Here is a 12,915-nt window from a genome sequence, read left to right on the forward strand (position 1 = left end):
TTAATTTATAATTTAGACACTTTTATGTGTAATAAAACTAATTACTTAACTCTCTTTTTAATACTTGTAATCTGTTTGCAACAGAAGCGTTGTATTGTTGATCACCTATTCTTAAAATAAATCCTCCAATAATTGACGGATCTACTATATTTTCAATTGTTATTTTTTTATTTGACAAAGTTGCAATTTTAGCTAAAACTTTAGCCTCTAAAGTAGCATCCATGGGGATTGCTGTCGTAACTTTTGCTACTTCAATTCCATTACCTTCGTCAAATACTTTGCTGTATTCTACTGCAATTGCATTTAAAATTTCGAATCTTTTATTTTCGAATAATAAATGAAATAGACCTTTGGTTACACCATTTACATCTGCAAAAACTTCTAAAAGAGCACTTTCCTTAACTTCAACTCTTGTAGTTGGATTTTGAATAAAGTCACTCAATTCTGAATTTGTTTCAATTGTCGAAGCAATTGATTTCATATCGTTATTAACAGCTTCGGCAACACCTTTAGAGTTTGCTAAGTCCAGAATTGCTTTTGCATAACGAATTGCTGCTCTTGTACTTGCCATAATATTAGTTTAGCTTTACGTCACCTAACATTTTCTCTACTAGTTTAGTTTGAGATTCTTTGTTAGATAATTCTTCTTTCAATAATTTTTCAGCAATGCTTAATGATAAAGCTGAAACCTGTGATTTCAATTCAGCCATTGCAGCATTTTTTTCACTTTCGATAGCAGCTTTAGCCTGCTCAATCATTTTTTGACCTTGCGCTTGTGCTTCGTTTTTAGAATCAGCAATCATTTTCTCTTTCATTTCACGAGCTTCTTTTAGCATCGCGTCACGTTCAGCACGGGCTTCGTTCAAAATTCTTAGATTGTCAGCTTGCAAGTTTTGCATTTCCTGTCTGGCGTTTTCAGCAGAAAGCAATGCATCCTTAATACCTTGTTCTCTGTCGTTTACCGCATCAAGAATTGGTTTCCATGCGAATTTTTTCAACAAAAGAATCAATCCAACAAATATTAATATTTGCCAAAAGAACAAACCGAACTCAAACTGATATATTAACTTATCCATTATATATAATTATAAATTTTAAATTATGTCTTTTTAAATTGCTTAGCAATAAAGCAACTTTAATGTTTTAATTTTAAAACAATAGTTGCAACCAACCGTTGCAACTATTGTTTTTGTGTTTTAATTAAGCAGCGAATAACGCAGCGAAACCAATACCTTCAATAAGTGCAGCTGCAATAAGCATAGCAGTCTGGATTTTTCCAGAAGCTTCTGGCTGACGAGCGATAGCGTCCATTGCTGATCCACCGATTCTACCGATTCCTAATGCTGCTCCGATTACAATTAATCCAGCTCCAACGATATTTGGAATTACCATAATAAATATATTAAAAATTAAACATTCGATTTTGATATTAGGATTTCAGATTATTTTTAATCTAAAATCTAAATTTTAATGGTGAGCGCCTTCTTCGTGATGATGCTCTTCTACTGCTGAACCAAAATAAAGCGCAGACAGCATTGTAAAAATATAAGCTTGTAAAAATGCTACTAGTATTTCAAGTATTGAAAGCACAAATGACAATCCAAAAGATAAACTGCTTCCAATCCAGCTTTTAAAGATAAACATTAATCCGATGATACTCATTAAAACTATGTGACCTGCAAAGATATTAGCGTACAAACGAATCATTAATGAAAATGGTTTGATGAAAACCCCTAACAATTCAATTGGAGCTAATATAATTCTCATTGGTTTTGGTACACCCGGCATCCAGAAAATGTGACCCCAGTAATTTTTATTTGCAGTAAGATTTGTAATTAAGAAAGTAAGAAGTGCTAAAGCAAATGTAATGGTTAAATTTCCTGTAGCATTAATTCCCAGTGGTGTTAATCCTAAAATATTTAAAAACAGAACAAAGAAAAAGATCGTCAATAAATAACTCATGTATTTCTTATAATGTTTCTCACCAATATTTGGAATCGCAACCTCATCACGAATATAAACTACCAATGGTTCAAAAATTCTTCCAACACCTGAAGCAATTCCTCCATTTTTAGTATATGATTTTGCTAAGCTTGAAAACAATAAAAACATTAATAATGCAGCTGCAAAAATAGAAACTACAGTTTTAGTAATAGAAAAATCTAAAGGGCGCACATTTGTCGGATGAACTGTTTTTTCATCTTCGTTGATTTTTCCTGATGCATCTGTTTTGTATATTTTTCCATCATGATGATTAATCACATAATAGTTGCCTTTTGATTCTGCTACAGCATGACCGTGATCAAATTTTGCAGAAGAAAAAATATGCAAACCATTATCCCAGATAATAACCGGTAATGGAAAACCATAATACTTTCCAGTTTCATCGTCCTGGGTCAAAGTAAAATCATGAGAATCTAAAACGTGATGACCAATGAAAGCCTTAATTTTAGATTTCACATCTGTTGGTTCTGCATGCTCCCCTTCATGATGGCCTTCCGAAACAGCTTGGTGAGCAACTTCAGTTTGAACATGTGTAGAGTTGTTTTCTGAATTAGCAAAACTCATTGCCGGAAGACAAGCTACTAAAGCTACAAGAATAAATCTGAGTGGTTTGTTTGTAATCCCCATATCTGTTGAAAATCTTATTTTTTTACGTTTCTAAAATTTGGTGCAAAGGTACATTTTTTATTAATATTCAAAAGGATATGAAAAATTATTTTTGAACCTTGTTTTACAGAATCCTTATTTTAATGCTTTTCATTTAATAATCGGATAGTTAAAACCGTTTCAAATAACAAAAACAAAATAAATGTTATAAAAAAATTAGTTTTTTCAACAGCAACATTATGAATTTTATCAGACAAAATTGGTCTCAAAACCAAATAAGAAAAAAACATTTGGATTAAAGTCCCCATCATAAAAATCATTCCAATACTGTCAAAATTATCCTTTTTAAATTTTAATAGTATAATAAAAAATACAACTGTGAATGCAAAAAAAATCAAATACAAAGATTCTATATTGTAGTAAAAATTTTCATCCTGAATCTCAAAAAAAGCAAATATTGCTTTATGCAAAATGCAAGCGCTTAAAGCAAGAAAAAATAAGTGTAAAATAAGTTTATAATTTTTTAAACGCATTTGAAAATTTTATGCAAAGATGCAATATTTATTTAAAGCTGTTTTTAAAAGATAATTTACTTTATTTTATTGATTTCGTTAACCTGGCGTATCACATTATATAAAGCAAGACCAACACCAGCCATAACTAAAATTTTATTATAGTACACTTTTGGACTTGGATGATTCTCATCCAGCCAGGTTCCTAAATAAGAAAATAGAAAAATAATAACTCCCATCTGAATCGGAATATTGATGAGTGCTATCCATTTATTCCTTTGGTTCTTGTTCGGCTCTTTTTCCATCTTTTACAGTTACTTCCTTTTTAGGATTTGTTATCATTGTACAGGTTGCGGTAAAATCAGCGCCTGGTTCAATAGAAAGCTGGCCTACTATTACTTCTCCATGAATCTCTGCTGTGGCTTTTATATTAAGTACTTCCAGAACTTTTATTTTACCATGAAATATTCCTTCAACATCAGCATTATTGCAAAGAATTTCACCTTTTACAACACCTGCCTGACCAATAACTAATTTTCCCTGGGAAGTAAAATTTCCAATTAATTCACCGTCTAACCTAAAATCTGCTTTCGAAACTATATCGCCTATAATTGATGTTCCTTCTACAATTCTGTTCGTTTTTCCTAAAAGTTCGGTTCCGGATTTTTTGACTTTATCAAACATATTTATGGGGTTTTGGGGGCTAAATATTTTTCAATATTTTTTTTAATTTGAACTATTTTGTAATTATCGCTTGATATAATAATAGGCGGATGTGTGATTTTATACTTTTTATCCTCCTTCAGAACACCTGCTACATCATGAGCATACGCTTCAGACTTTATACCATGTATAACAAAAAAGCTTTCAGTTTTATTGTATTTATCAAAAGAAGTTGTTAATCTTTCAAAATTTTCAACTAACAAAAAAACCCTAATTGCTTCTTCAATTATTTTAGCCGTTTTAATATCATTATTAGGAACTGAATATAAAATTTTCCAGTTTTTCCCATCAACTGCAGTAAAATCAAGTTTTTCTAAGCCCGGGATTTGTTTTTCTAAAATTTCACGTGCATTTTTACCTTCTTCGCTATTTGGATAATTGTCTGCAACTTCTTCAAGTCCTTTTTTATAAGCTTCTAAACCGTTTACTTTTGCTAATGTATTTGCTTTTAACAAAACGTATTTAGACACTATATCATCTCCTGAATATTGATTTATTAAATTGTCGAGATTTTCCAGTACTGCATCATATTGTTGTTCTTCATATAATTTATACCATTTTTGATATTCTTTTTCAGGTGAAATGTTCGAATTGTCTTCAGCTGTGTTATTAAGTATTTGGGCATATCTGGAATTAGGATATGCTGAAGAAATATCAGCTTTAACCATTTCTGCTTTTGATGGATTCGTAATTTGATATATTTTATACAAATTATATTTTGATGGCAAAATCCATTTCTCTTCGGGATTATTACGCAATAATTGTTCAAGCTTGTTACTGGCTAAATCGTATTCCTTAAACTTTTCCTTGTAAATCAATCCTAATTGATAGTAAGCGAAATTACGCTCTTTCCCAATACTGTCCATTGCATTTTGTGTTGTGGGAAGTTGTTTTTCGTAGAATGCAGTTGTATACTTTTCGACAACGATTGAATCTTTCAATGGATTTACTGAATCCTGATTCAGGTTTATGGAATCTTTTGATGTATTATTATCAGATTTTGAGGCTAATCTCCAGTTCCCTGCCAAAGCCCTGTTGCCCCACATTTTCTTAAATTGTAATTTTCCGTATGCAACCGTTGATGGATTATAAAAATAAAATACACTTGCAGTTTCATTGCCCGCTGGTGGATTAAAATTGCCTGCTGTATTTATTGGAGGGTTATTTCCTGTTGATTGTGGATTTACTGCTACAGGACCACTACCGGAGTTAGTATTCTGCTCTATATTGGCCAATCTTTCATTTTCTTTTTCTTCTAAAATTCGTTTAGCCTCGTCTTTCTTTTTAAGTTCTGAAATATAATTTTCAAAATATAATTTTCTTTCAGGTTCCGGTAAGCCATGAACCATAATAATACTGTCATTGCGTTTTGCAATTGATTCGTATTTGATAACATTGTCAAGATTTTTTCTGTTCTTTTCGATGTAGGCAAACTCTCTTGTTTTAGGGTCCAGCTTAACCAATGTACTGTCATAATATTTGGCAGCCATTGTATAATCCGTATTTTTAAAATACATATTACCAATATTTCGGTAGGTTGATGCTACTAAATAGGAATCTGTAGATTTTCTTTGCAATGAATAATTATAAAATTCCAATGCTGCTTTCTGATCCTGATTTTTATCAAAGTAAACACCCATTTCATAAAAAAGAAAATCATAATATGGTCTGTTTTCGCGATCCTCTACAAGTTTATTATACGTTTCTATAAACAATTCATGATCGCCATTCTCATAATCAAACATTTGTGCTTTTTTTGCGTAGGCATGCATCATATATTTTCGATCCGCTTTTCGATTCATATCAATTACACCATCATAAAAATAAATCGCACTGTCTTTTTTCCCCGCTTCCTGGTACATTTGCCCCAGAATGAAACCATATCGGGCTTTGTCTTCGTTTATTTTGGTGAATTTTTCGGCTATTTTAAGTTTGACAACTGCACTGTCTTTTTCTTCGAGATTTAAAAAAGCTTCCGCTAATAAAGCATTGGCATCAGAAAAAGTTTGCTTGTCCAAATCATGTTTTTTTAGTAAAAAATTGATGTTTTTTACCACAATAGCATCATTTCCTAAACGCATATTTGTTTTTTCACGCCAAATCTTAGCTGTATAAATATTACTGCTATTAGGATATTTGTATAAAATATAATTAAAAGCATCTAAAGCAGGAATAAACCGTTGGTCATAATATCTTGCTTTTCCAAGCATTAAATATGCCTCATCAATCTGGGTATTTTTTTCTCTTCCTCCAATATTCATCGAATGCTTCTGAATGGCTTTTGTTGCTTTGGTTTCAGCCAGTTCAAAATCAGGGTTTTTAGTTTTCGCTTCCCCCGAAAAATTTTCATCAATCTGCATTTTTTCAATCGGCAACATTTTCCAGAAATTATCCTGGTTATTTGCTTTTATGGATGCCAATCCTTTATCAAGCCCAATTTGTCCATTATATAAAATATTATATTTGGTACTTAACGCATGTGAATTCCTGGATAAAAACGTGTTTTTTTTGGTAGAACAGGCTATCAAAAAAAACAAGGCTATGAGGGTGAAACTATATTTAAATGTATTGTTTTTCAATTAGAAAGAGTTTTTATCCTTTAACTTGTAAAAAGAATTTTTAGTATAATACCTTGTAAAAATACTCTTTTTTTAAAATATAAAAACTTATACCGCAAAAAACGCTTCGAGTTCCTGTAATGTTTCTTTTGATGTTTGAATATCTTTTACAATTTCTCCTTTATTCAGAGCAACAATACGATCACATACCTCAACAGTATGTTGCAAATCATGGCTTGAAACCAGAACAGTAACATTTGGATTTTCAGCTAGTTCTTTGATTATTTTTTTTAATCGGCTTACTGTCGTTGGATCTAAATTGGCAAAAGGCTCATCTAAAATGATCACTTCCGGATTACCAATAAGTGTAGCAATAATGCCCACTTTTTTTTGATTTCCTTTAGATAAATCACGCAGGTATTTTTTGTTTTTCAGGATTTCTCCATTAAAAAATTCTTCGTGTTGAACTAGTAGTGCATCAACATCAGCCTTATTTTGATGGCGTAAATCTCCAATAAAATAAAAATATTCTTCTGGTGTCAGATATCCGATAAGGAAACTTTCATCTAAAAAAGAACCCGTAAATGATTTCCAGTTTTCATTTGCATTTACCTGAATACTATTGCTTGTAATGTTTCCTGTTGTTGGCTGAATCAAATCCAGCAATAAACTAAAAAAAGTTGTTTTTCCGGCTCCATTATTGCCTACTAATCCAAAACTTTGTCCTTTTGGAATTTCAAGATTGTTGATATTTAAAACTGCAGTATCGTTATATTTTTTTGAAAGTTGATTTACTTGTATCATGGTAAGTTTATATTTTAGATTGTTGATTTTAAATTAAAAAAACTGTTTTATGTTGATATTGATTTCAATCAAGATAAAAATTTTCTATTATCCCATTGATTCATTCTCTAATTAATTCTTTTGTTTATATGCACTGATGGTACTGTATTTTTCGATTTTATATCTTTTTTCGATAATTGAAAATACTTTATTCCTAAAGATAAAACCTAAAACCCCTGCTCCGGCAACTAAGGCAAGTGCCAATGTTTTATCTCCAAAATGAAGTCCTGTCCAATACAATAATAAGGGTAGTAATAATTTTGGCAAGGTCAATAGCATAGCACTTACATTGAATGCTTTTTTATCTCCAAATGCGCCACCGGCATTACTCAGATCGATTGGGGTTTTAGTAAATGCACCGCCTAAAAGTACCAGATGTGAGTTGACTCCGATATTGTAAATTGCCCCTACAACAATCGTAAGATAAATTTCCAATCCATAAAAAAGATAAAAAGATGCTAAAATTGTCGAAATAAAAGTAGCAATAACAATCAGCCACCATTTTGAAGTAATATAGCCGCGATAAGGAATATTTTGTGTCATCATTAATTGATAATACGAGCTATCCCAGCTAGGTACAAACTGTCCAAAGACAAATAAAAATCCGCCAGAAACAAAGATCCCTGCAAAAATGTGCATGATTTCAGGCTGGTGTTCGTTTCCGAAAAAAATAAGTCCGTAAAACAAAAACAGGACACTCATTAAAATAGTCGTTTTAGACCTTTTATTTCTTTTAATTAATTTAATGTCGTTTTTAAGAAATGTTCCTAAAGTTCCAAATTGATTCAGCCAGGAAAGATTTTCTGTCATCGCAATATCTTCTTTTTTAGAAAGTCCCGCATCTAAAAATAAATTGTTTTTGAAGTATTTGAATGTAAATCCATATAAACCAATTAACACCAAAACTGGAATCAAAAATAGCCATTTTGTATCGTAAAATCCTTGAAAAACCGGAGTCGTAAAAGTTGTTACATCAAATATCTTATAATATTGTGCCCCTCCCAAAGCAAGAGTAAGTCCAATGAAAATAATAAATAATTTATCGATATTACTCAAAATAATATTCAGGAAATTGTTGATATAGATTAAAGAGAAAATAGCCAGAAGCCAAAAAATAATTCCAACAATATCATATCCTTCTATAGCCAAAACAACAGAAAAAGGCAGGAAGAAAAGAGCATGTACCCAATTAAAAAAAGACAAAGCGGTTTTGCCTAATGAAAAATGAACAATCGTTGGTTTTTTGAAAGGTAAAACCAAAAGCGGTTTTATATTCAGAACCGGAATTGCCTGCATTAATAATCGGATTACTAAGTCAAATAAAAAATAATAAATCAAAAATTTATTGATGGTTACTAATGGTTCAAGGTTCATTTTTTTAAGTATGTAAAATGCTCCTACTCCCATTCCGATAAAAATTATCGAAAAATAGACCATCAAAAAACCTATCAAAATTTTCATCGCCAGATTGGCACCAAAAGATGCTGATCTTGTAAAGGCTTTCCACTCGAGATAAATAAATTTTTTAATCATGGTTGTTTGGTTTTCAGTTTTGTAGTAAGAGATCAAAAATAGGGAAACGTTACAAAAAAAGTTAAAAAAAATAATTTAGTGTCTGTCATTTAACCGCCGTTTGCTACTTTTGCATAAAATATCAAAATCATGCCTTCATTCTTAAAACTTATAATTAAAGAGGTAAAACGTGAAACTGCTGATGCGGTTTCAGTTCTTTTTAATGTTCCCGAAGAACTTAAACCAGACTATAAATTTATAGCCGGACAATACATAAATTTAAAATTAACTCTTGATAATCAGGAAATTCGCCGTGCTTATTCTATTTGTTCAGCACCTGAAAGCGGCGAATTGCGAATTGCTGTTAAAGCAGTTAAAAATGGTCTGTTTTCTCAATTCGCCAATACCAGACTAAAAGCAGGAGATGTTCTTGAAGTAGGTCATCCGGAAGGAAAATTTACCTTTGAACCGGATGCCGAAAGACAAAAAAATTATGCAGCATTTGTTGCGGGAAGCGGAATTACTCCTGTACTTTCAATAATTAAATCGGTTATGAAAGGAGAGCCAAAAAGTTCATTTGTATTGGTTTATGGAAACAGAACTCCCGAAGAAACTATTTTTCATAAGGAATTACACAATTTGCAATTGCAATATGTAGGCAGGTTTTTTGTACATTATATTTATAGTCAGGCTAAAGCCGAAAATGCATTGTTTGGCAGAATTGACAAATCTGCAGTAAATTTTGTGCTGAATAACAAACACAAAGAATTACAGTTTGATAAATTTTTCTTGTGCGGTCCTGAAGAAATGATCAATACCGTTTCTGATATCTTGAAAGAAAAAAATGTAAAAGAATCCGCTATTAAGTTTGAACTTTTTACTTCTTCTTCTCAGGAAAATGAAATCCATGCTTCACTTGAAGGACATACCAAAATCACTGTTTTGGTTGACGATGATGAAGTTACTTTTGAGATGTCTCAAAAACAAACTATTCTGGATGCCTCTCTTAAACAAGGTATTGATGCCCCCTATTCCTGCCAGGGCGGAATCTGCAGCAGCTGTTTAGCGCGTGTAACATCAGGGAGTGCCGAAATGACTAAAAATTCTATTTTAACGGATAAGGAAATTGCTTCTGGTTTAATTTTAACCTGTCAGGCACATCCAACTTCAGAGTCTATTTATATCGATTTTGATGATGTTTAAATAACAAAATAAACTAAAAGGCTTCTCTTAAAAGGGAGTCATTTTTTTGCATGTCGTTTTTTTAGTATCAAATTGTTTTAATATTAATAAAAAAATAACAAGATTTAAGACGCTTTTAATTATTTTAGTGTTAGAAAATTAAGTGAAAGTTTAACTAATGTTTATTAATAAACAACTTTATAATATTAGAATTATGAATTATAGAAAATTAGGAAAGACAAATTTAAATATTTCTGAAATATCATTAGGATGCTCAGGTTTTTGGGGGAATAGAAATTTTTCTGAGAAAAAAGCAACATTATTAATAAATGAAGCTTTCAATCGAGGTGTTAATTTTTTTGATACAGGACATAATTATTCAAATTTTAATGCTGAGCCCCGTTTAGGCAGAATTCTAAAAAACCTACTACAAACAACCGACAGATCCAAAATAATAATTTCAACAAAAGGAGGTACAACAGTGGGTAATGCTTCACTTTTTCCAAAAAATACTGTAACAAAGGATTTCTCAGCAGAGGCTATTGAAAAATCTATTATCAAATCAATTAATAATCTTAATTGTGACTACCTTGATATTTTTCAATTGCATGGTATTTCTGCATCAGAAATAAATCAACAATTAATTGATTGCTTATTAAATTTAAAACAAAGAGGATTATTTAATTATCTTGGAGTAAACTCACACAATGAAAAAGATTTAGAATACATTTCAAAAAGCCCAGAAATATTTGACATGGTTCTTTTGGATTATAATGTACTCCAATTGGATCGCAATTCAATTATTGAAAAATTAGCAAATGAAGAAATTGGTATTATTGCGGGAACAGTTTTAGCTCAAGGTCATTTAATAAAAGGTAAAAATGGCTCAATAAAAACAGGTTCATTTTTTTGGTATTTAGCTAGAGCTATTCTCAAATCTTCAAGCCGTCAGCTGCAAAAAAATTCAAAACATATGAGAGAAACTCTATCGAGAATAACAGAAATGTCGCCATCTCAAGCGGCATTTTCGTATATTCTTGAAAATAAATTTATTTCAAGTTGCGTTTTTGGCACTACAAATCTCAATAATTTAATTGAAATTATTGAAACTTCCGGTAAATCACTTAATAATGAGAATAAAAAAGCAATATGGGAATCTTATGATTCAATACATAATAAAATAAGCAATTAGTATATCACTTTAGCAATTATTTATAAAAGCAAGATTGCATTTTTAAAATCACTTTGTTCACAGCAATGGTTTGCATCGCATTTTCATAACCTTCAACTTTTTTATTACCATAAATCGAGGTAGGTAATTTTGGATACTTATTCCTGTCAGAAATCAAAGCATATTCTAAACTTTGATTGAAAGGCAGAAATCCTGCATACGGATGTGTTGCACCCCAAAGTGTAATCACTTTGATACCCAACATAGCAGCAATATGTGCATTACCAGAATCCATGGAAAGCATCACATCAAGATTGCTTATGAGTTGCAATTCCTGTTGAAATTTAATTTTTCCCGCCATATTAATTACGTTCACAAATGGTTCTGAAAGTGAATCTAAAATTTCGATTTCTTTCTTTCCTCCTCCAAAAAGTAAAATTTTATACGATTGATTTTCGGCCAATTTTGCAATTACTTCTGTCATTAAATCTATCGGATATACCTTAGAATCATATTGTGCAAAAGGAGCAATTCCGATTAACTTTTGACTTTTATTTCCAATAAATTCCAAAACGTCAGAATCCAAATTGGCTTTTTCAGGGAATTCAGGATTTGATAAATCTAAAGGAAAACCTAATTCTTCAAACACTTTGGCGTGTCTTTCAAACATCGTTGGCAATTGTTTGAAAATTTTATTTTCGGCACGAGTCAGTTCTTTTTTCCCCTCGCGGCCTTTGTCAACAGTTGCTCTTTTTTTTCCGCTTAAAGCAAAAAGTAAACTCACCACTTTAGATCGTAAAACATTATGAAGATCTGCAAAGGCATCAATTTTGAGTTTTTTTACGTCTTTGTATAATCTTAAAAGTCCTGAAAAACCTTTATGTCTTTCTTTTTCATCAAACGCAAAAAAATCCAGATTCGGAATCCCTTCAAAAAAAGGCTTAAAAAAAGGACGTGAAATTACGGTGATTTTAACCTCTGAATATTGTTTTACAAAAGCGCGTAAAACAGGAACCGTCATGGCGACATCTCCCATTGCGGAAAGTCTCATGACGGCTATATGTTTAATTGTATTGGACAATTCTGCCAATTATTTTTTATTTTGGTATAAAACAGGATTCAATTCATCATCGTTGTACATTTTCATTTGTTTGTACACTTTCATGAATTTTTCTCCACTTTCGATGTCAGCAAGTAAATCATCAATTGCAGTTGATAAATCGCTTCTTTGTTCTAAGAGAATATTTAATTTTTCCTGACATTTATCTCTATGCTCTTGTGAAGCCTCTGCACGAGTAGCTTCTTCCTGCATATGATAAATTTTTAAAGCTAAAATAGACAATCTGTCAAAAGCCCATGCCGGACTTTCTGAGTTAATTTTTGCACCATTTTTTGGCTGTACATTACTGTATTTTTGCAAAAAATAACTGTCGATATATTCCACCATATCGGTACGCTCCTGATTAGAGGCATCAATTCTTCTTTTTAGCGTTAAAGCCGCTACAGGATCAATTTGCGGATCACGAATAATATCTTCAAAATGCCATTGAACAGTGTCAATCCAGTTTTTTAAATATAATAAATGTTCGAATTTATCTTTTGGATACGGATTATTTATAGGCTGGTCAACGTTATCAAATTGGTGATAATCATTGATACTTTGTTCGAAAACTGAATATGCTAATTTTGAAAACATGTGTTTATTTTTTAGAGATACAAAGATACTTTTTATACTTTTATAGTGAGAAAAAATTACTCTGTTTTTCGTTTACAAAATTCCCACTTACTAACAATTCTAAAAATT

13 protein-coding genes are annotated in these 12,915 nt (G+C 31.3%); 2 read left to right on the top strand and 11 right to left on the bottom strand.

Annotated features, from left to right (window positions below; all coding sequences use genetic code 11):
* Window positions 1-37: 37 nt before the first annotated feature.
* The 9 genes from atpH to J2W48_RS02795 form a co-directional block, all read right to left on the bottom strand.
* Window positions 38-571, bottom strand: a complete 534-nt coding sequence (atpH, locus tag J2W48_RS02755) for an ATP synthase F1 subunit delta (protein ID WP_310277704.1) — start codon at window positions 569-571, stop codon at window positions 38-40.
* 4 nt (window positions 572-575) lie between these two features.
* Window positions 576-1,076: a F0F1 ATP synthase subunit B gene (locus J2W48_RS02760; RefSeq protein WP_310277707.1), complete on the bottom strand. Its 501-nt coding sequence runs from the start codon at window positions 1,074-1,076 to the stop codon at window positions 576-578.
* Between the two features lie 124 nt (window positions 1,077-1,200).
* Entirely contained in the window at window positions 1,201-1,392 is a 192-nt protein-coding gene (atpE, locus tag J2W48_RS02765; protein ID WP_155076101.1) for an ATP synthase F0 subunit C, read from the bottom strand.
* A gap of 75 nt (window positions 1,393-1,467) precedes the next feature.
* Window positions 1,468-2,631 (bottom strand): F0F1 ATP synthase subunit A, encoded by a 1,164-nt coding sequence (gene atpB, locus J2W48_RS02770; protein WP_310277712.1) that lies wholly within the window; start codon window positions 2,629-2,631, stop codon window positions 1,468-1,470.
* 568 nt (window positions 2,632-3,199) lie between these two features.
* A complete protein-coding gene (locus J2W48_RS02775; RefSeq protein ID WP_310277715.1) occupies window positions 3,200-3,427 on the bottom strand; it encodes an AtpZ/AtpI family protein in 228 nt (75 codons plus the stop codon).
* Window positions 3,393-3,806, bottom strand: coding sequence for a bactofilin family protein (locus J2W48_RS02780; RefSeq protein WP_310277719.1), 414 nt, complete (start codon window positions 3,804-3,806; stop codon window positions 3,393-3,395). The genes J2W48_RS02775 and J2W48_RS02780 overlap by 35 nt, the downstream gene beginning before the upstream one ends.
* Window positions 3,807-3,808: 2 nt before the next feature.
* Window positions 3,809-6,424 carry a type IX secretion system periplasmic lipoprotein PorW/SprE gene (porW, locus tag J2W48_RS02785; protein ID WP_310277722.1) on the bottom strand — a complete coding sequence of 872 codons (2,616 nt, stop codon included), beginning with the start codon at window positions 6,422-6,424 and terminating at the stop codon, window positions 3,809-3,811.
* 87 nt (window positions 6,425-6,511) lie between these two features.
* Complete coding sequence (locus tag J2W48_RS02790) at window positions 6,512-7,207, bottom strand: ABC transporter ATP-binding protein (protein ID WP_310277725.1); 696 nt, start codon at window positions 7,205-7,207, stop codon at window positions 6,512-6,514.
* Between the two features lie 111 nt (window positions 7,208-7,318).
* Window positions 7,319-8,779, bottom strand: coding sequence for a DUF5687 family protein (locus J2W48_RS02795; RefSeq protein WP_310277728.1), 1,461 nt, complete (start codon window positions 8,777-8,779; stop codon window positions 7,319-7,321).
* A 129-nt stretch (window positions 8,780-8,908) separates the two neighbouring features.
* Between J2W48_RS02795 and J2W48_RS02800 the strand changes: the two genes are divergently transcribed.
* Together J2W48_RS02800 and J2W48_RS02805 are read left to right on the top strand one after the other, a co-directional pair.
* A complete protein-coding gene (locus tag J2W48_RS02800; RefSeq protein WP_310277730.1) occupies window positions 8,909-9,961 on the top strand; it encodes a ferredoxin--NADP reductase in 1,053 nt (350 codons plus the stop codon).
* Between the two features lie 193 nt (window positions 9,962-10,154).
* A complete protein-coding gene (locus tag J2W48_RS02805; RefSeq protein WP_310277732.1) occupies window positions 10,155-11,132 on the top strand; it encodes an aldo/keto reductase in 978 nt (325 codons plus the stop codon).
* A gap of 16 nt (window positions 11,133-11,148) precedes the next feature.
* Here J2W48_RS02805 and J2W48_RS02810 read toward each other — a convergent pair whose 3' ends face one another.
* Window positions 11,149-12,162: a glycosyltransferase family 9 protein gene (locus tag J2W48_RS02810; RefSeq protein ID WP_310277736.1), complete on the bottom strand. Its 1,014-nt coding sequence runs from the start codon at window positions 12,160-12,162 to the stop codon at window positions 11,149-11,151.
* A gap of 39 nt (window positions 12,163-12,201) precedes the next feature.
* A complete protein-coding gene (locus J2W48_RS02815; protein ID WP_310277739.1) occupies window positions 12,202-12,807 on the bottom strand; it encodes a DUF4254 domain-containing protein in 606 nt (201 codons plus the stop codon).
* Window positions 12,808-12,915: the final 108 nt, after the last annotated feature.

This window comes from Flavobacterium piscis (assembly GCF_031457575.1).
GTDB lineage: Bacteria > Bacteroidota > Bacteroidia > Flavobacteriales > Flavobacteriaceae > Flavobacterium > Flavobacterium piscis_A.